We start from the raw sequence: 19,508 nt of genomic DNA, 5'->3' as shown, positions 1-19,508 counted from the left end.
TCAAAAACACTATGACCTACGGCACCCTTTACCTGGTGGGCACTCCCATCGGCAACCTCGATGATATGACCTTCCGGGCGATCGCCACCCTAAAAACGGTTGATCTCATCGCCGCAGAAGACACCAGACACACTGGCAAACTCCTCAAGCACTTCCAGATTAGCACCCCCCAGATCAGCTACCACGACCATAACCGCCAGCAACGGCAACATCAGTTAATTGCACAGCTCCAAGACGGGAAAAATATCGCCCTCGTCAGCGATGCAGGGTTACCAGGGATTAGCGATCCCGGCTTTGAATTGGTGGCCAGTGCCGTAGAGGCGGGGATTGTTATCGTACCGATCCCTGGCGTAAGTGCTAGTTTAACGGGGTTGATTGCCTCGGGACTTTCTCCTGAAAAATTTGTTTTTGAAGGCTTTTTGCCCCAGAAGAAAAAAGACCGGACAGCCCTTTTAGAGCAACTATGCCAGGAGCCCCGGACGATTATTTTTTACGAAGCCCCCCACCGCCTGCTAAAAACCCTAGAGGATTTGGCGGATCATTTTGGGGGCGATCGCCCAGTTGTCTGTGCCCGAGAACTCACTAAACTCCATGAAGAATTTTGGCGTGGCACCCTCCAAAAAGCCCTAGAACATTACCGACAGCAACCCCCCAAAGGAGAATTTACCCTCATCCTTGGGGGTGCTCCCCGGGCAATGGGCGTAGAAGTTCCCACGGATACTGAAATCCTGGCCCAATTACAAACTCTAATGGTGCAGGAGGGTCTCAGTCGCTCTGCAGCCAGTCGCACCCTCGCCCAGACTCTGAATCTTCCCCGTCGCCATATTTATCAACTCAGCACAGACTTAAAAGACTAAGAAGACGCTTGGGTTTTTGGTCTACTTTCAGCAGCTTTAGCCTGATAGGTGAATTCCTCAACGGCACCCGGCTCCCCTAAGCGGTGAGGGGGCTGGTTGTTAATGGTGATATAAACAGCACCGGCATTACCTGAGCGGACTCGCACACTCTCATCGGCAATCCATTGCTTTTGGGTCCCTTTTTCTAAGGTGCCTTCAAAGGCAGTTTCCCCATCAATTTCTACCCGCATCCAGGCCATCTCTTGGGTACGGATATCCACGACCACTGATTCACCTTCCTTCATGACATCTTCATTTTCGATGGTCATAGTAGAAGAAAGTTGCGGCGAAAGCGCTGTCTCCTGGGCCGTTGTTTGTGGACTAACGGCGGGGACATTTTCCTGAAGTGCTGGATCTAGTTGGGGAATGAGGGCCGGGTTTTGGTTGCGCAGCACACTCCCAAGGGATTGTACTGTCGCCACAATCATTAGCAAATAAACGGCATACAAATGACGAGGGCGCAGTTGAAACTGAGAGATAACTTGGCTCCAGCGGGGTAGTTGCCAGTGATGTTGGGCATCTAGTTTCGGAAAATCTTGGAGCAAAGTTTCGACATTTAGGCCAAGGCATTCTCCATAACGTCGGATCAAGCCTTGGAGATAAACCAATTCCGGCAGTTGTTCGAGGCGGCCTGCTTCGATGTTTTCTAACAATGTTTGGCGAATTTTAGTTTTGCGGGCCACAAGGGTCAGTGACCAATTTTTTGCAAGGCGATGTTGCTGCAATTGGCTCCCGATCTGATCGAGGTAGGTTTGCTGGGGGGAAAGGGAATTAATCGCTGTCTCCTTCATGCTTGGTACTCCCGGGCTGGGGCGGATGGATGAAATGGGGAATTAGAACGATACTTATGTTTGGATCGCAGCTGTTTGATCTCAGTTTTTGTGAGGGGACGGGCTTGACCCCGCTGAAGGTCGCCCAGTTCTAGGTCGCCAATGGCAAAGCGGTGGAGCTTTAGGACCGGAAAACCGAGCTGATCAGCGACCCGACGAATTTGGCGATTGCGTCCTTCGGTAAGCATGATATCAAGACATGTTTTATCTTGGGTAACGGTTTTTACGGTGATTTGGGCGGGCATTGTCGGGCGACCGTCGAGAACGATTCCTCGCTGCCACTGCTCAAGGATATGCTTTGGCATTTTTCCTTTTAACCACACGCGGTAGGCTTTGGGGATATGATACCGGGGATGGGTCAAAGCAAGGGTCAAATCGCCGTCATTAGTCAACAATAAAGCGCCTGTGGATTGGGAATCGAGGCGACCAATGGGGTGCATGCCCTGTCCTTGCTGGAGGGCTTTTGGCAAGCAGTCTAGCACGGTCGGCCGGCCTTTTGGGTCGGCACAGGTGGACACTACGCCTTTGGGTTTGTGGATGAGGTAATAATGGTAACGGGGCCGTTCGGTGACTTTAAGGAGCTTCCCATCGACATAGAGGCGATCGCCTGCGGGGTCTGCTTGGTCACCTAAATGGACGGGTTTGCCGTTGAGGGTCACTCGCCCGGCAAGAATTAGCTTTTCAGCGCCCCGCCGTGACGCAATACCCCAACGGGCTAGAATTTTTTGCACCCTTTCGGCCATGTTGTTGAGGGCTGGTTTTAAGAAAGCCAGGAAAATTGCAAGTCATATTTTACAAATCTTAGCAGGTGTTGTTTCTTGACATGAATGCTGAGGCAAAATTTCACGCCGAAAAAATAGGGAAAATCAGCTTGGGCGATCGCCAGGGTCGCCTTACTGGCCCATTGTTATGAGGGCGTTTTTACCGACCAATCGTGATTGGGCCAACGCGGATCGGTACGCAGGCATGGGTCATCTGAGCAATTTGCATCGGTTCCCCTTTGCCGCACATGTCAGTGCCCCGTTGTTCTAATTCTGAGGCCGGGGCGATCGCTTCTACTTTATTCCAGAAGTCTGTGGTCAAGCCCTGATAAGTGAGATTTTTGACCATGCCGTTCAGATTGCCATTTTTGATGTGCCAGACCCCATTACCCCCAAATTGAAAATTGCGCCGCTGTTGGTCAATGGAAAAGGTATCGTCTCCATCGATGAGGTAACCATCCTTGGTATCGGCGATCATCTCTGCGAGGGTGGCTGTGCGATCGCCTCCTGGTCTACCAGGTTCAAGGCCCAAATTCGGGATCCGTACCATGGGGACACTGGCCCAACTATCGGCGAAGGCGCAGCCATTGCTTGCCGGGCGGCCGAGGCGGTGGGCTGTTTCCCGGTCGGTGAGATAATCTACCAAGACGCCATCCTTTACCACGTACCATTCCTGAGCTTTCACCCCCTCATCGTCATAGCCAGTGGTGCTGCGGCCACCGGGCTGGGTGTGATCAGCTTTAAAATTCACCCAGGGGGCAGCATATTGCAACTGATTTAGATGATTGGTGGTCGCGAAGCTCGTCCCTGCAAAATTTGCCTCATAGCCATAGACCCGGTCTAGCTCGGTGGGATGGCCGACAGATTCGTGAATCGGTAGCCACAGGTGACTGGGTTTGAGGATTAAGGTCGCCTCGCCGCTGGGGGCTTCGGGAGCATGGACTTTTTCAAGGGCTTCCCGGGCGACCCGTTCAACATTTGCCTTTAACGTCTCAGGTTCGATATGTTCATAGCCGAGGTTTAAGGGCGATCGCTCGTATTTTCGACTTTGAGCATCCCCATCGGCAACAGCGGTACAGCCCATCCCTGCCCCACTGCGATAAAGCCGTTGCTCAATGACAGACCCCTCAGTGGAAGCAAAAATCTTGTCCTCTTGGGTAAAACTCAAATAGGCATAGGCTTTTTTAATCTGGGGATCATAATTCAGGAATTGTTCGTTTAGATCTAAAAGTAAATCTGTCTTTTCTATCAGCGGTATAGAGAAAGGATCAATTTGAATTGGCGTTGTGTAGCGATCGCAGTAGGTGGGCACAGGTACAAGACGCACAGGCTCCCGTTGGCTGAGGTAGCTTCCTTTGGCAATATCTACTGCCAGTTGCACAATGCGTACAACCTCGGCCTCGGTCCGGCGGTGGCTGGCGGCAAACCCCCAGGAACCCTGCCAGAGGACTCGTACCCCAAAACCAGCGCTGACATTATCACTGAGGCGTTTGAGGGAACGATCCTGGGCCCAGAGCCGTTGCTGCCGATAGGTACAGAGGCGAATTTCGCCATACTCGCAACCCTGATTTCGGATCAATTGGATCGCAGCCTGGGCAAGGTCTGTAAAGGTTTGTTGTTGGAGAGAGGATACGCCTTGAACCATGGTTTTAGGGGAGATGGGTTGCTGTGATTCTAATCAATATTGTTGGCGATCGCCTGGCCCGCGAGCCAGCTGGTGGTCCAAGCACTCTGGAAATTAAAGCCCCCCGTCACCCCGTCAATATCGAGCACTTCCCCCGCGAAATAGAGGCCCGGACAACGGCGACTAGCAAGGGTTTTAAAATTAACTTCCTTCAGAGAAACGCCACCACAGGTGACAAATTCTTCCTTGAAAACCCCTTTCCCTTGGATGTTGTATTGACCCTGGGTGAGTTCTTGGCAGAAGACATTTAGTTGTTTTTTCGACAGATCTGCCCAATTTTGTTCCGATTGAATCGCGGCAAACTGCGCCAAGCTTTGCCACAGGCGCTTGGGGATTTCTACTGGGGCAAGATTGATAATTTTTTTCCTTGGATGCTCGGTTTTAAAAGTCTGAATTTGCTGACGGAGGGTTTCTGGATTTACATCAGGAAGCCAATTTACCGTGAGGGACATTTTGTACTGATTTTCCGCTAACGTGCGCGCCCCCCAAGCGGAGAGTTTGAGTACTGCCGGCCCACTGAGGCCCCAATGGGTGATCAGGAGCGGCCCCATTTGTTCGAGTTTCTTTTTTTGATCCAATTTGATACTGACGATCACCTCGGGAACGCTTACCCCTGCTAACCCCTGGAGTCGGGGATCTTTAATCTGGAAGGTAAAGAGGGATGGTTTTGGCGGGATAATTTTGTGACCCAAAGTCGCAGCGAGGCGGTGACCAGAAGGATGACTCCCCGTGGCAATGAGGACAAAATCAGCCTCTAGGCGATCGCCCCCCTTCAGATTGACCTGAAATTGCCCTGTTTCTTCCTTAAGAATGCTCTGGACGGCAGCCCCGGTGCGACATTGAATCTTGGCTTGGGTAGCAGCCCGTAAAAAAGCCTGGATAATTGTTTCGGCATCGTCCGTCACTGGGAACATCCGCCCGTCAGCTTCGGTTTTGAGCTTGACCCCTTCAGCCCTCAGCCAGGCGATCATATCCTGGGGTTGAAACTGACTAAAGGCCCCCCGTAACTCCCGTTGGCCCCGGGGATAGGCCTTGACCAATTCGAGGGGATCAAAACAGTGGTGGGTGACATTGCAGCGGCCGCCCCCAGAAATTTTGACTTTACTGAGAAATGCTTTCCCCGCTTCGAGAATGATCACCTCTAACTTTGGGTTGGCCCGGGCAGCGGCGATCGCCCCAAAAAAACCAGCCGCGCCGCCCCCAACGACGATTAGTTTTGCCATAGTCTAGGGTTTTTTTAGTAATTCTTAGTCCATTCCAGACCATAGAGAATTCCAGAGAGCAGCGTCAGCAGCAACATGATATTGATCACGCCCCCCGGCAGTAGCGTAAAGGGCGGCACGCCAAAACCCCGCAAAATCCACAGCAAGAGAAAGCACACAAGACAGGTGATAAAGATTGATAAAAAACCGGAAGTATTGAATCGGTTCACAGGACAACACACTGGGCTGAAATGATTGTCCTAGTCTAACATTCGCCCTTTGGGGTCGCCCAAAACCCGCTATGATAAACAGTTGCAAAAAACATCTAGATCAAAAATTCCTATGACCCAGCAATACCGGATTACCCTGCTCCCTGGCGATGGCATTGGCCCCGAAATTACCGCCGTGGCCGTAGCTGTGCTCAAAACCATCGGGCAACAATTTGATCTAGAGTTTTCTTTTACTGAAGCACTGATTGGGGGAGCGGCGATCGATGCCACTGGGGAACCCCTACCCCAAGCCACCCTCGCTGCCTGTAAAGCCAGTGACGCAGTTCTTTTTGCGGCGATCGGCGGCTATAAGTGGGACAACCTCCCCCGGGAACAACGGCCCGAAACCGGTTTGTTGGGCCTACGGGCAGGTCTAGGTCTTTTTGCTAATTTGCGCCCTGCTACAATTTTGCCCCAGTTGATCGATGCTTCCAGCCTCAAGCGGGAAGTGGTCGAAGGGGTAGACATCGTGGTGGTGCGGGAGCTCACTGGTGGCATTTACTTCGGTAAACCCAAGGGCATTGTCGAGACGGAAACAGGCGAAAAACGTGGCTTCAATACCATGGTCTACGACGAGTCGGAAGTGGATCGCATTGCGAAAGTGGCCTTTGAAATTGCCCAAAAGCGCAATAAACGCCTCTGTTCTGTAGATAAGGCAAATGTATTGGATGTGTCACAACTGTGGCGCGATCGCCTGAATCTAATGGCCGAAAATTATCCCGATGTGGAACTGTCCCATTTGTATGTGGACAATGCCGCAATGCAATTGATCCGTGCCCCGAAACAGTTTGATACCATCGTCACTGGGAACCTATTTGGGGATATCCTCTCCGATGCGGCAGCGATGCTTACAGGCAGTATTGGCATGTTACCCTCGGCCAGTTTAGGTGCCGATGGCCCTGGGGTCTATGAGCCCGTCCATGGTTCGGCACCAGATATCGCCGGCCAGGATAAAGCAAATCCCCTGGCCATGGTGCTTAGTGCGGCGATGATGTTGCGCTATTCCTTTGACCAACCAGCAGCAGCGGCAAAAATTGAGCAGGCGGTACAAACAGTACTCGACCAGGGTTATCGCACTGGGGATATCATGTCCCCAGGGATGATCGCTGTAGGTTGCCAGGCAATGGGCGAGAAGCTCTTGGCGGCTTTAGGCCCTGCCATGCAGTCGTAACAAATAGCTTCAGAAAATATAGGGTATCGGCGAATAGGGACTCGCTATGATTGGGAAAGTTAGCAGTTTTCTGAGGGTGAGCCTTCTGACTGCTGCGCTGCTCTGATGCCACTGAGAAGGCTTGCTGAAGAACGGTGGTGTCAACGATTGCGGCCTTTCTTTTTCCCAAAAATACCCTATGACTTACGGCCCTTCCCCCGATACTCGACATCCTATTCGTGGCCAGACCCGCCTGGTTTACCTAAAAACCATCGTCACCAACCCCAACATCATCGTTGGAGATTACACCTACTACGATGACTTTGAAAACCCTGAAAACTTTGAGCGGAATGTACTCTATCATTTCGATTTCATTGGCGATCGCCTCATCATCGGTAAGTTCTGTTCGATCGCCTCGGATGTAAAATTCATCATGAACGGCGGTAACCATCGCACAGACTGGTTTACCAATTATCCCTTTCCGGTATTTGGCCAGGGCTGGGAGTCAGCGATGCCAGATGAATGGCCGGATAAGGGCGATCTCATCGTTGGCAATGATGTTTGGCTAGGTTATGGCGCTACTTTAATGCCAGGGGTGAACATTGGTGATGGGGCGATCGTGGCCTCTCAGTCAGTGGTAACCAAATCTGTCGCTCCTTACACCGTAGTCGGGGGCAATCCGGCCCGCGAAATTCGCCAGCGCTTTGATGATGCCACGATTCAAACCTTACTTGAAATTCAGTGGTGGCAGTGGGATATTGAAAAAATCACCCGCAATCTCCAAGCAATCTGTGGTGCTGATCTAGAACAATTGCGTCAAGCTCAGTAGTCAATTTATGTTGCGGAAATCCAGAGATTTTTTACTTCAATTTTCAGAGCATAAAATATGTAATTAGATTCAGTAAATATGAATCCAAAAATATTGAACACTACAATAATAGAGAATTCTTTGTATTTGGGTTAATTTTATTCCCTGTACAACTATTTAGGTGATCTCCCATGGCTAAATTGGTTAATACTTCTGAACAATCATCCAGCGCAAAAATATTAGATTCTAAATTTCAACGGATCTTGATCTTTTTTGCCATTAGCTTTATTGGTTTGGGGTATATTCTCAGTACACTTCCAGGAATATCTGCCCCCCTTTCTGGTCGCACCTGTATTACAGGAACTTGGAAAATAGCTTTGATCTTGACCCATATCATGGCTTTTGTCTTGATTCCTGTATCAATGAAAATTTTTTATCACACATTGACAGCCTTGAAACTTCCCCAAAGCAGCATTTTTGCTTCTCAAATAGGCTTGTCATTTATCATGGTTTCGATTGCGTCAGAAATTGGCTGGCACGTGACCCAGTGTTGGTATTATCAAGACGAATTCACGATGTTGAATTTTATGTTTTATTTCTTTTTACTATCTGCTTTCGCCCTCTGGGGCGATGGCCTTGCCGAGAATAATACATGGATTACCCAGCTATTAAATCTTATTTTTGCCCTGAGTTTATTGGCTATTTCAATATTGTATTCTATCGGAAATATATCGGACAACAGCAATTATAAAATCCCCATTTATATCGCACTTACATTAATTTTTAGTGTCCTCACATATCGTGGCTATAAGCTGCTGGACGACTGGCGAATTATTTTCTTTCCGATTTTTTCTGTGGGCGTGAACTTGTTCTTCGTATTTTTATTACAAAAATATGGTGGCGATCCTTATACCAGCCCAAATGTGGGCTTGAACGCTTTATTTCATATTTTGCATGATTTAGCGGGTACCGAAACTGGGGTCGCGATCTTTACCTGGCTGGTCTATCTCAAAGGACGTGCCGCTAGTGCCAAGGCACTGAATGAATCTGCTTTTGTGTCATCTAATTAAGGAAATCTACCGTTATGTCACTTGCTGCTTCTCAATCTTGGATTTGTGTCCATGTGCCTGAGGCTCAATATTCTGTGTATCAAGGGGGTAGCCATGCTGATGGGACTTTTATGCGAGTTTATGTCCCGGAATCAGCTTCGCAGCCTGGCAAAAAGCTGAATGCCATTCTGTATCTACATGGGTTTGCTCTCTGTATGCCGTCTTTTTATGAGGCTCATCTGGTTGAGTTGGTCAAGCAGGGATACATTGTCTTTTTTCCTGATTTTCAACGGAGTTTTTATCCGAATACGCCGCCCCAAGCGCCGACCCCACCTCGACTATCTCAGCCCCACAGGCAGCGATGGTTAGCGGCCGCAATGCAAACCCAGAGGCCAGCCCAGAAGACTTTATCCACAGAGGAGCTTCAACCCCTATTTTCAGAGGTTTACGAACGAAATGACACGGGTTTAAGCCGTGGCTTATCTGCATTTAGAACTGGGGAGCTGCGCCGGGTGGCCTGGGCCTTGGTCGTGATTATTTTGCTGCTGACTGTATGCAGTTGGTTTCGACGGGAGTATGGGAAAAATTTAATTCATCTTTTGTCTACGGTGGGCTTGAGCCTGATGCATGCGCCGACGGAATGGCTGACCAATGCGATCGCCCTCACGGAAGATGCTTGGGACTATTTGAGCACTCAGGAGCCTTATGGCCACTGGAATCAGGAAAGCTTGGATACCTTTGCCTTTGGTCATTCTTTGGGGGGGTTAATTGCCTTGAGTCTGCCTTTCGGTCTGAAAGATTCGCCCAACAATCGCTTTTTTCCGAAGCAAATCGTCACAGCCGATCCCGCCGCTAGCACGGAGATGGGCATTCCTAAATTTGCCATTTGGATTTTGAAATTGTTTCGGTCTCCTTTTACGGCAGACCCGATTTTGATTCAGGATACGGGGCAAGATCTAAAACAGCCTGTGGCGATCTTACATGGTGGTTCTGATACCTTGGTGCCGCCCAGTCAATGGGTTGATCCTATGCGGGGACAAACGGCTTCTAATTATGAGGCGATCGCCAGCGAAAATAAGGCGATTTATTTTTCCTATTCCAACCCAGAAAACAATCCGCCCCTGGTCGCCTTTCATAATCAAGCGGTCACTTCGACCCAATATTATGATGATGCTTTATTCGAGAATTTTGGCGGTGTTAAAGATGGCCCCAATGCCTACAATACTGATTATGTTTGGCCTGGGCTCACGAAGATTTTCATGAATGTTGCCACGCCAGAAAATCTACTTTCACATCTCAATACGCCAAAATTTCAAGTCGAACCGACTCCCCCGGTGAAGCCTGCTTCAAATTGGACGAAATTTGCGTGGTTTGTTGGAATTGCTCTATTGCTTGGCGTCGGCTTTTGGCTTTGGAAAACAGTTGGGTAAGTTTTTAGCCATCTATCTCTGTCTAGGGGCGATCGCCATTGTGATAATGCAGATACCGCCTAATCCAGTCCAGATAACTTTGCTCAGTACAGTTAAGAGTAAACGCACCACATCTAATAACTTGCATGGCGGCGATAAAGTAACAGAAGGGACTTTATTCGGAAAGCATTTGCATAATTATAGAGTTAGAACTCTCAGATACAGTTGTTCTGTAGAAACTTTTCAAACCAATTATATTTTCACAAAGGAAATGGAACCAAGAATATTTTCGGTAGAAAAACATATCCGTCCATCTGACGGTGAACCAATTCGTTCAGTGGTTCTAGCAACTAAAGACTCAACAGTTGTTGTTTGGCACGCCCATCCCGGGCAAGAAATAGCCGCTCACATTCACCCCCACGGCCAAGATACTTGGACAGTTATCTCTGGAGAAGCTGAATATTACCAAGGAGATGGCATGGTCGCCCATCTGAAGGCTGGCGATATTGCGATCGCAAAACCTGGGCAAGTGCATGGTGCTTTAAATTCTAGTTCGGTGCCATTTGTATTTGTCTCAGTGGTTGCATCTGCATCTGGCAACGCAGGTTTTGCGGTGGCTGAAAAATAGCCGTTCTCACATGTGTGCCCCAATTAGAGATTGGTTAGAAGATTTTAGGCTTTAGCGATCGCCTTTTTCACCCGCTCAAACTCTGTGTCACCTATTGCGAGCTGCAACAATTTGTTTGGGGGCGATCGCCATTGTGATAGCGCAAATAGCGTTCAATCCAGTCAATATAACTCTGTTCCGTCCGATAAGAATAGTGCTTAATGGCAAATTACTTCACGAACAATATCCAAAAGCCTACGCGGAGGAGATAGTGTCATGACAAAAATAAAATCTATATAATGCCTGAATGTTCACATTATACGGATGCTGTCTGGATAACATCCCCATTTGGAGTTTTAGACAGAATAATTCCACATAAAAGTATCGTCAGGCGTTCTAGATGGACACTTTTCGTATAATCGCTAGTTAGGCCCTATATCATCAGAGACAATATGGAATTCTTAGATTACATTGATTACGATTCTGTTGCTGAGGTTTATGATACTTATGCAGCAACAATCTATGATTACGATTTTTTTCTGAGCCGTTTATCGCCTGAAACGCACGTGCTGGAGCTAACTTCGGGTACCGGGCGCTTATCAATCCCTCTTATAAAATCGGGGGTGAAATTAACATGCGTAGATATATCAAAAGGAATGATCAATGTCCTTGAGCGAAAAATCAAGAATGAAGGACTGCAGGCAAATACAATTTGTGCTGATGTCCAATATCTTGAATTTAAAGAGGAATTTCAGGATGTAATACTTCCTTTTCAATCGTTTGTGGAATTGGTAGGCAAAGAGAAACAGCTGAATACATTAAAGGCAGCTTACCGAGCACTAATACCTAATGGGCGGTTTTATTGCACGATGAATAACCCTATCGTTCGACGTAAAACAGTTGATGGCGTAATGAGAGGCGTTGGTACTTTTACTTCCGACAATGGATATGTTGTTTTATCAGGGTTTGAAACTGGTGGCAACCCTATAGTTCAACGTAGTCAATTTATAGATCTATACAATTCCGAAGGCCATCTTGAGAAAAGGATATTTCAACCCATGCAATTTGAGATGATTGAAAAAGAGACATTTCGGGAACTTGCTATTGAAGCAGGTTTTGAAGTTGAAGATGTTTTCGGAGACTATCAAGCAAGTAAATTTGAAAATGAAACTAGTCCTGTGATGATCTGGGTTCTTAAAAAATGAGGCCTAACAATGTGTTTCCTGCTGACCGGTTGCAATTTGTCGCCTTAGTTTTAAGTTGATCGCCCGGCAGCAGAAACACCACACCGTTAGATAAAGAACGATCGCCACCATGCATCAGTAAACAATGGAGTACCATCTCGATACTCCCTCAATTTGGGGATTAATCCATTAAATGTTTAGCATCAGCGATCGCCAACTTCACCTGTTCAAAACCTGTACCGCCGTAACTATTGCGGGCTGCGACAACCTGTTTCGGGGCGATCGCCATTGTGATAGCACAAATAGCGTTTAACCCAGTCGATATAACTCTGTTTCGTCCGATAGGAATAGTGCTTAATGGCAAATCACTTCACGAACAACATTCAAAAGCTTGCACGGGGGAGATATTTTCATGACAAAATACAATCTATATAATGCCTGATTAATCACATTATACGAATACTGTCTGGATAACATCCTCATTTGGAGTTTTAGACAGAATAATTCTGCATAAAAGTATCGTGAGGTATTTTAGATGGACACTTTTCGTATAATCGCTAGTTAGGTGGCTTGAGTTATCAGTGTTGGCGGTACTTGGAACTTATCGGTTGGATTTATTAAACTTAAGAAGTTGAGTAAGTCCACCTCAGATGGCTTTGAAGCTATGGCATTTGAATTAGATCATCTCTTTATCTGGACTGACATTGGTGCTTATGAAGCTGATCGCCTAGTATCATTCGGCTTGGTGGAGGGAACCTCTAATACTCATCCTGGGCAGGGCACAACCAATCGCCGTTTCTTTTTTCATAACGCAATGTTGGAGTTGTTGTGGGTTCACGAGCCAGAAGAGACAAGGTCTGAGCTAATTCGTCCCACTCGTCTTTGGGAGCGATGGACTCACCGGAGCGATGGCGCATGTCCATTTGGGATCTGTTTGCGTCCGGTTATAGGTTCTGTTGAAACAATTGCATTTTCCAGTTGGGCATATCACCCACCTTATCTGTCCAAAACAATGAGTATTGAGGTGGGAAAGAATAGTGATGTGTTGACTGAGCCGTGGCTGTTCCAGACTCCATTTGGTCAACGTCCAGATCAATATCCTGTTGAGAAGTCACAACCTCTCGATCATGGTATTGGTTTACGCGAAATTACTCGTGTAGAGTTGGTCAGTCCTGCTGCAAATCATTTGTCACCCGAACTTCAAGCAGTGGTTGATACAAAGCAGATAAAGCTACGGGTAGGAGCAGAGTACTGTGTGGAGCTTGGGTTTGATGGAGAAGTGCAGGGAAAACAGGTAGATTTCCAACCTCAGTTGCCGCTTGTGATGAGTTGGTAGCGTAAAGTCGCCACCTAACACGTCGTGAAGCGGATTTGTGGGGGGAATCGTTTGGGTGGTCGAGGGCGATCGGCAACCGCTAACCTTTACCGTTAGGCATCAGAGGAAAGGCATGATTGAGACTGAAATTATCCCTTATCGTGAAGAGTTCAAAGAACAGGTTCTCGATTTGGTCATAAGTGCTTGGAAACCAGTGTTTGAGAAGACCATCAACGAAGTTCCACGTTTTGTCTACGATAACTTTTGGCCGAAAGGCTGGCAGGTTCGTCAGATTTCAGAAGTGTCCTCGCTGCTTGATAGCAATTCTGAGAATGTATGGCTGGCGTTTGAAGGAGACTCGCTGGCCGGATTTATCGCTGTTGCAATTCATCCAGAGGATCGAATGGGCGAGATCTCGATAGTTGCTGTGTCTCCTGGCCATCAACGAAAGGGGGTTGGGAAAGAGCTTGTACATTTTGCGGAGCAGTATATACGCGATAGCGGGATGAACATGGTGATGGTCGAGACTGTAGGAGACTCTGGTCACAAGCCAGCTCGGAGTACATATGAAGCCCTCGGGTATGTGCAGTGGCCTGTGGTTCGGTATTTTAAGGAACTTTAGAATGATTTTGGATATATCTAGCGCCGGCCATCCATTACAAAACAAATAAGGGAGTACCATCTCGATACTCCCTCAATTTGGGGATTAATTCATCAAATGTTTAGTATCAGCGATCGCCTGTTTCACCTGCTTGAAACCTGTACCACCATAACTATTCCGCGCAGCAGCAACCACTTGTTTCGGGGCGATCGCCAAGGGAGTAGATCCTTAAATGTTGGGAGTCGATGCTAGACTTAGCACAGAAATATCAGGAGGACGATCGCCGTGGCTTCTATTACCCTTGATTTTTCAGATACTCAATTCCAAAGACTGCAAGATTTAGCAGCCATGCATGGGATTGCGATAGAAGTTTTATTGAAGGCAAGTCTAGAGGATTGGCTTAATTCTCAAAAAACAGGGTTTGCTGATACAGCTGATTATGTTCTTACAAAAAATGCTGAATTGTATCAGCGGTTAGCATAGTGCGTCTGCTGACGTTAATCGAGGTACTAACATTACACCACAGAGTCATTGAACAATCCGGTGGAGCATTTGGCATTCGAGATTTAGGCTTGTTGGAGTCGGCGATCGCCCAACCTCGTATGACATTTAGTGTAGAAGAGCTATACCCAAGCCTGCTAGCAAAAGCCGCAGCATTAGGATTTTCGATCATCGTGAATCATCCATTCGTCGATGGAAACAAACGTACAGGTCATGCTGTGATGGACACTTTTCTTGTCTTGAATGGCATGGAAATTGAAGCCTCTGTGGATGAACAAGAGTGTGTGGTGTTGGCGATCGCATCGGGCGAGTTAGGACGAGAAGCATTAGTGGAATGGTTAAAAGGAAACACTATAGCTCGCTAACAAATCATTAGTGCAATAACGATCGCCACCATCGATCACAAAGGAAGTATCCTCTCGATACCCCCTTACGCTAAAAATTAATCCATTAAATGTTTGGCATCGGCGATCACCTGTTTCACCTGCTCGAACCCTGTACCACCATAACTATTCCGCGCAGCAACCACTTATTTCGGGGTGATCGCCTGAGCTTCAATCATCCAAAGGACTACGTACAGCATAGCCACCACGGTTAAGGACATGGGTATAAATCATCGTTGTCTTCACATCCTTATGACCCAAAAGTTCCTGCACGGTGCGAATATCGTAGCCATTTTGGAGGAGGTGAGTCGCAAAACTATGGCGAAAGGTGTGACAACTCACTCGTTTTGACACCTCTGAACGCTGAACAGCCTTTTTTAACGCCTTTTGAATTGAACTTTCACTAAGATGATGCCGCCTCGTCACCCCAGATCGAGGATCTTGAGATAGGGCATAGGACGGAAAAATATATTGCCAAATCCAACTGCGATCGGCATTGGGATATTTTTTCGCCAAAGCATAGGGCAAATAAACCGAACCATAACCCCGACCCAAATCCTGTTGATGTACCCTTCTCACAGCTTCCAAATGACCTTTGAGCGTAACTTGTATCGTATTCGGTAGCGGCGTAACTCGATCCTCATTCCCCTTCGTATCACGGATAATCAATTGATTTTGGGCAAAATCCACATCCTTGACCCGTAAGTTCAAAGCTTCAGACAATCTCAACCCACTGCCATACAACAACTGAATCACCAACCGCTCAACCCCTGTTAAATGCTGCATTACTGCCTGTACTTCAGACTTTGTGAGGACAGTTGGCAAGCGTTTTGGGCGTTTGGCTCTAGCAAATTCAGAAATGCCTTCGATCTTAATTTCCAACACATTACGGTACAGAAACAACAACGCACTCAATGCTTGATTTTGGGTCGAAGCGGCAACATGACCCTCCACAGCCAAATGAGTCAAAAAAGCTTGAATTTCCGGTTTGCCCATGTCACGGGGATGCTTACCATTGTGATAACGCAAATACCGCCTAATCCAGTCCAGATAACTCTGCTCAGTGCGGTAGGAGTAATGCTTGAGACGAATGACCTCACGCACCACATCCAACAACTTACGCGGTGGGGATGGTGTCATATGAAGCTTTGAAATCTGTATATTGCCCTTAAAGGAATATTATACGGATTTTTTCTGTATAACACCCCATTTTCGGCTGTTTATGCAGAAACTTTCCATATAAAAGTAACAGAGAGGACTTTATACGGAAATCATCCGCATAATACATAGTTAGCCTGCTAAATCGCGGTCGAGGCAGTGCTTCAAGTTTTGCTATGGGCGTGTCATCCTTTGGGCTAATGTAATTAGGAGTAACACAAATGGCTAACGAAGATTTGTTTTGGTATCAGCACAATAATTGGAAAACTGGTGTTGCTGACAAGGGGGGTTGGAAAGGACGTAATAAAGTTGGAGATGGTGGCTGGCAAACTTACAAAAATGTTTTTGCTAGCAGTGATGGTATTGTTTATGGGATTGATGACGCTGGCGATTTGTACTGGTATAAGCATGATGGGTGGTTATCTGGTACTCCCTCTTGGCAAGGTCGTAACAAAGTCGGGAATGGGGGTTGGCAAGCTTATAAGAATGTTTTCGCCAGCAGCGAAGGGATCATCTATGCAATTGATGATGTTGGTGATTTGTACTGGTATCAGCACGATGGCTGGTTATCTGGTACTGCTGATTGGAAAGGGCGCAACAAAGTCGGGAACGGGGGTTGGCAAGCTTATAAGAATGTTTTCGCTAGCAGTGGTGGAATCATTTATGCAATTGATGACGCTGGTGATCTGTATTGGTATAGACACAATAACTGGAAAACTGGTGTTGCCGAAAAAACAGGTTGGACAGGACGTAACAAAGTCGGGAATGGGGGTTGGCAAGCTTACAAAAACGTATTTGCTAGCAGTGAAGGGATCATCTATGCAATTGATGATGTTGGTGATTTGTACTGGTATCAGCACGATGGCTGGTCATCTGGTACTGCTGATTGGAAAGGGCGCAACAAAGTCGGGAACGGGGGTTGGCAAGCTTATAAGAATGTTTTCGCTAGCAGTGGTGGTATTGTCTATGGAATTGGTGCCCATCTTGCATCAGCTAAACCTGCTTTTCCTATTAAGGGATCTCGACATGACGATGTAGCAGGTGGGCATATGCAAACAGATTTTACTCTTGATGCAGGAGGAAATCTGAGTGCCGTAACAAGATGGTGGACAAATGTGAAATTAACAGGATTCACTGGTTCAGTTACTATGGTGCTAACCGACGAAAATGGAATAGCACTTTGGGCTGCAAATCCTCAAACTCATGGTGTTGATGGTGAATGGGTGGGTAACGATGATAGGCACGAAAACTGGAGTGCAACAGTACCTTCCACTATCATCGATCAAGTTCGTGGGTATGCAATTCTTCATCAACACGATCCGCACTGGAGAATATTTGATAAAGGGGAAAAATTCTTGGACTGGTTAAGATCAGATGAAGGCAAAGAAACTGTCGGTGCTATTGTAGCCATCATCGCAATAGCTGCTTGAGCAGGCAGGCTAAAACCCGGTTGGAGCGGACTGCTGAGAGATCTCGGCGGCGTTGCAGAGGTTATTTGCAGCCGCTCAACCGGAACGTTTATACGGATTCCATTCCCGGTGATAGCATATCGAAATGCTATCTGTAGGTGTTACAGATCAAGCTCCATTTGGCGATCGCCATAAAAATATAAGTAAAGTTTTTGTTAATAACTCGAAAAGTAGAAATAGACGACGAAATTTGATGAATCAAAATTGCTCATCCATTTCTTTCCCAAATCTTGAAACAGAGCATCTTTGGCTTCGGCAGGCGACTCAGGAAGATGCTGAAGCGATATTTAGCGTTTTTTCTGACTCAAACGTGACTCAGTTTCATGACCTTTACACCTTTACACACCTTGACGAGGCAGTAGGGGTAGTTGAGCGACGTGCAAAAGGATTTGAAACTGGGCGTGGGATACGCTGGGGAATTGCTCGTAAGCCAAGCAACTATTTGATTGGTTCTTGCGGATTCACGTGGAACAAGGAAGCCAATGCTGCTGAGGTTGGTTACGAGCTGGCTAGCCGATGTTGGAGACAAGGCATCATGAGTGAGGCTTTGAGTGCCATTTTGAAATATGGATTTGAGGTAAAGGGAGTGCAATTTGTTACTGCAGAAATCATGTTAGACAACGTAGCTTCTAGAGGGTTATTGGAGAAATTGGGGTTTCAGAGCCAAGGGATATTTCGAGAGCGCGGTTTTTGGAAAGGGAAACATCATGATTTGGAGGAGTTTCGGTTGATGAGAGGTGATTTTACAGCCGTATAACGTTAAATAAAGAACGATCGCCATCATTCATCACAAAGGGAGCATCATCTCGATACCCCCTTAATCTAAAAATTAATCCATTAAATGTTTAGCATCAGCGATCGCCTGTTTCACCTGCTCAAAACCTGTGCCACCATAACTATTGCGGGCTGCAACCACCTGTTTCGGGGCGATCGCCTGATAGATATCTTCCTCAAAGGCAGGATGGAGAGCTTTCCATTCAGCCATCGTTAAATCCTTCAGTAATTTATCCGCTGCGAGACTGGTTTTCACCACCTTCCCTACGAGATTGTAAGCTTCCCGGAACGGAACCCCTTTACTGGCGAGATAGTCGGCGACATCGGTCGCGTTGGAAAAGTCTTCGTTCACTGCTTCCTCCAGGCGTTGGGTCCGAAATTCGATCCCTTCACCGAGCAAGATTGTCATCGCTTCGAGGCAACCCTGCACCGTTTTAACCGTGTCGAAAATCCCTTCCTTATCGTCCTGGAGATCCTTGTTATAGGCGAGGGGTAAACCTTTTATCAGCACCAACAAGCCTTGCAGATGACCGAAAACGCGGCCCGTTTTACCGCGCACCAACTCAGGGATATCCGGGTTTTTCTTCTGGGGCATAATGCTCGACCCCGTGGCACAACTATCCTTTAGGGTAATAAAACTAAATTCCTTCGAGGCCCAAAAAATCATCTCTTCCGACAGGCGGCTCAGGTGCACCATGATCAAGCTGGCGGCGGCGGAAAATTCGATCGCAAAATCGCGATCGCTCACCCCATCGAGGCTGTTTTGATAAATGCGGTCAAAGCCCAAAAGATTCGCGCTGAAATGGCGATCGATGGGAAATGTTGTCCCTGCCAGAGCGCCACAGCCGAGGGGGGAAGTGTTGGTGCGCTTATAAACATCATCGAGCCGTTCGTAATCCCGCTGGGCCATCTGAAAATAGGCCATCAGGTGGTGGGCAAGACTAATCGGTTGGGCCCGTTGCAGGTGGGTGTAGCCCGGAATGAGCGTTTCCACATGGTTTTCGGCATGGTTCAGCAAAACCTGCTGAAATTCGCGCAATTGCTGCTGAATACCGCGAATTTTGTCTCGTAGATAGAGGCGAATATCTGTACCCACTTGGTCATTGCGGGAGCGGGCTGTGTGGAGCTTTTTCCCCACATCACCGACGATCGCCGTTAGGCGTTTTTCCACCGCAAAATGCACATCCTCATCTTCGACGCCGGGGTGAAAGTTGCCGTCGCGGTATTCCTGGCGCACTTGTTCTAGGCCCTTGATCAGGGTTTCACCTTCTTCAGGGGAAATAATCCCGGTGTGGGCAAGCATTTGGGCATGGGCAATGGAGCCAGTAATGTCGTACTCGATCAGTTCAATGTCAAAACCGATGCTGGCATTAAACACGGCGATCGCCGGATGGAGAGATGTATCAAAGCGATCGCTCCAGGTTTTTTTTGCTTCTGCCATAACGTATGTTGCCCTCG

At 47.5% G+C, this 19,508-nt stretch carries 21 protein-coding genes; 13 read left to right on the top strand and 8 right to left on the bottom strand.

Features of this window, described 5'->3' with window-relative positions:
- Positions 1-11: 11 nt before the first annotated feature.
- On the top strand, positions 12-857 hold the full coding sequence (rsmI, locus tag ACZ45B_RS01725) for a 16S rRNA (cytidine(1402)-2'-O)-methyltransferase (protein ID WP_024544737.1): 846 nt from the start codon (positions 12-14) through the stop codon (positions 855-857).
- Here the strand turns inward: rsmI and ACZ45B_RS01720 are convergent.
- From ACZ45B_RS01720 to ACZ45B_RS01700, 5 genes are all read right to left on the bottom strand, one after another.
- Positions 854-1,687, bottom strand: a complete 834-nt coding sequence (locus tag ACZ45B_RS01720; protein WP_024544736.1) for a helix-turn-helix domain-containing protein — start codon at positions 1,685-1,687, stop codon at positions 854-856. The two genes, rsmI and ACZ45B_RS01720, sit on opposite strands and share 4 nt — an antisense overlap.
- The gene (locus ACZ45B_RS01715) at positions 1,684-2,469 is read right to left on the bottom strand and encodes a pseudouridine synthase (protein WP_024544735.1); all 786 of its coding nucleotides are present in this window, start codon (positions 2,467-2,469) and stop codon (positions 1,684-1,686) included. The genes ACZ45B_RS01720 and ACZ45B_RS01715 overlap by 4 nt, the downstream gene beginning before the upstream one ends.
- Positions 2,470-2,647: 178 nt before the next feature.
- The gene (locus ACZ45B_RS01710) at positions 2,648-4,132 is read right to left on the bottom strand and encodes a TldD/PmbA family protein (RefSeq protein ID WP_024544734.1); all 1,485 of its coding nucleotides are present in this window, start codon (positions 4,130-4,132) and stop codon (positions 2,648-2,650) included.
- A 29-nt stretch (positions 4,133-4,161) separates the two neighbouring features.
- Positions 4,162-5,394: a BaiN/RdsA family NAD(P)/FAD-dependent oxidoreductase gene (locus tag ACZ45B_RS01705; protein ID WP_024544733.1), complete on the bottom strand. Its 1,233-nt coding sequence runs from the start codon at positions 5,392-5,394 to the stop codon at positions 4,162-4,164.
- Between the two features lie 14 nt (positions 5,395-5,408).
- Positions 5,409-5,603: a hypothetical protein gene (locus ACZ45B_RS01700; RefSeq protein WP_071990915.1), complete on the bottom strand. Its 195-nt coding sequence runs from the start codon at positions 5,601-5,603 to the stop codon at positions 5,409-5,411.
- A gap of 112 nt (positions 5,604-5,715) precedes the next feature.
- Between ACZ45B_RS01700 and leuB the strand changes: the two genes are divergently transcribed.
- The 5 genes from leuB to ACZ45B_RS01675 all read left to right on the top strand — a co-directional run bounded on the left by leuB (position 5,716) and on the right by ACZ45B_RS01675 (position 10,686).
- Positions 5,716-6,813, top strand: a complete 1,098-nt coding sequence (leuB, locus tag ACZ45B_RS01695) for a 3-isopropylmalate dehydrogenase (RefSeq protein WP_024544731.1) — start codon at positions 5,716-5,718, stop codon at positions 6,811-6,813.
- Between the two features lie 178 nt (positions 6,814-6,991).
- Positions 6,992-7,621 (top strand): CatB-related O-acetyltransferase, encoded by a 630-nt coding sequence (locus ACZ45B_RS01690; protein ID WP_024544730.1) that lies wholly within the window; start codon positions 6,992-6,994, stop codon positions 7,619-7,621.
- A gap of 170 nt (positions 7,622-7,791) precedes the next feature.
- Positions 7,792-8,670: a hypothetical protein gene (locus ACZ45B_RS01685; RefSeq protein ID WP_024544729.1), complete on the top strand. Its 879-nt coding sequence runs from the start codon at positions 7,792-7,794 to the stop codon at positions 8,668-8,670.
- A gap of 14 nt (positions 8,671-8,684) precedes the next feature.
- Entirely contained in the window at positions 8,685-10,079 is a 1,395-nt protein-coding gene (locus ACZ45B_RS01680) for a hypothetical protein (RefSeq protein WP_024544728.1), read from the top strand.
- Positions 10,072-10,686, top strand: a complete 615-nt coding sequence (locus ACZ45B_RS01675; RefSeq protein WP_236612374.1) for a cupin domain-containing protein — start codon at positions 10,072-10,074, stop codon at positions 10,684-10,686. Before ACZ45B_RS01680 ends, ACZ45B_RS01675 begins: the two co-directional genes overlap by 8 nt.
- Before the next feature lie 91 nt (positions 10,687-10,777).
- On the opposite strand, the gene ACZ45B_RS01670 is transcribed toward ACZ45B_RS01675, so the two are convergent.
- Positions 10,778-10,888, bottom strand: coding sequence for a phage integrase N-terminal SAM-like domain-containing protein (locus tag ACZ45B_RS01670; protein WP_148293401.1), 111 nt, complete (start codon positions 10,886-10,888; stop codon positions 10,778-10,780).
- Positions 10,889-11,117: 229 nt separating this feature from the next.
- Between ACZ45B_RS01670 and ACZ45B_RS01665 the strand changes: the two genes are divergently transcribed.
- The 5 genes from ACZ45B_RS01665 to ACZ45B_RS01645 all read left to right on the top strand — a co-directional run bounded on the left by ACZ45B_RS01665 (position 11,118) and on the right by ACZ45B_RS01645 (position 14,631).
- Positions 11,118-11,870 (top strand): class I SAM-dependent methyltransferase, encoded by a 753-nt coding sequence (locus tag ACZ45B_RS01665; protein ID WP_024544726.1) that lies wholly within the window; start codon positions 11,118-11,120, stop codon positions 11,868-11,870.
- 610 nt (positions 11,871-12,480) lie between these two features.
- Positions 12,481-13,185, top strand: coding sequence for a hypothetical protein (locus ACZ45B_RS01660; RefSeq protein WP_236612373.1), 705 nt, complete (start codon positions 12,481-12,483; stop codon positions 13,183-13,185).
- A 112-nt stretch (positions 13,186-13,297) separates the two neighbouring features.
- Entirely contained in the window at positions 13,298-13,786 is a 489-nt protein-coding gene (locus ACZ45B_RS01655) for a GNAT family N-acetyltransferase (RefSeq protein WP_024544724.1), read from the top strand.
- Positions 13,787-14,050: 264 nt separating this feature from the next.
- Positions 14,051-14,248, top strand: a complete 198-nt coding sequence (locus ACZ45B_RS01650) for a hypothetical protein (protein WP_024544723.1) — start codon at positions 14,051-14,053, stop codon at positions 14,246-14,248.
- Complete coding sequence (locus tag ACZ45B_RS01645) at positions 14,248-14,631, top strand: type II toxin-antitoxin system death-on-curing family toxin (protein ID WP_071990914.1); 384 nt, start codon at positions 14,248-14,250, stop codon at positions 14,629-14,631. Before ACZ45B_RS01650 ends, ACZ45B_RS01645 begins: the two co-directional genes overlap by 1 nt.
- A gap of 189 nt (positions 14,632-14,820) precedes the next feature.
- Here ACZ45B_RS01645 and ACZ45B_RS01640 read toward each other — a convergent pair whose 3' ends face one another.
- The gene (locus tag ACZ45B_RS01640) at positions 14,821-15,789 is read right to left on the bottom strand and encodes an integron integrase (RefSeq protein ID WP_024544721.1); all 969 of its coding nucleotides are present in this window, start codon (positions 15,787-15,789) and stop codon (positions 14,821-14,823) included.
- A 239-nt stretch (positions 15,790-16,028) separates the two neighbouring features.
- Here ACZ45B_RS01640 and ACZ45B_RS01635 point away from each other — a divergent pair, with 239 nt between their 5' ends.
- The gene (locus tag ACZ45B_RS01635; RefSeq protein ID WP_464674906.1) at positions 16,029-17,237 is read left to right on the top strand and encodes a tachylectin-related carbohydrate-binding protein; all 1,209 of its coding nucleotides are present in this window, start codon (positions 16,029-16,031) and stop codon (positions 17,235-17,237) included.
- 124 nt (positions 17,238-17,361) lie between these two features.
- Positions 17,362-18,033: a GNAT family N-acetyltransferase gene (locus tag ACZ45B_RS01630; RefSeq protein WP_236612514.1), complete on the top strand. Its 672-nt coding sequence runs from the start codon at positions 17,362-17,364 to the stop codon at positions 18,031-18,033.
- A gap of 72 nt (positions 18,034-18,105) precedes the next feature.
- Here the strand turns inward: ACZ45B_RS01630 and argH are convergent, their stop codons facing one another.
- Positions 18,106-19,491, bottom strand: a complete 1,386-nt coding sequence (gene argH, locus ACZ45B_RS01625) for an argininosuccinate lyase (RefSeq protein ID WP_024546788.1) — start codon at positions 19,489-19,491, stop codon at positions 18,106-18,108.
- Positions 19,492-19,508: the final 17 nt, after the last annotated feature.

This window comes from Picosynechococcus sp. NKBG15041c (assembly GCF_055380235.1).
The sequence above is the reverse complement of the archived record's forward strand: the minus strand, read 5'-3'. Positions and strand labels throughout refer to the sequence as shown.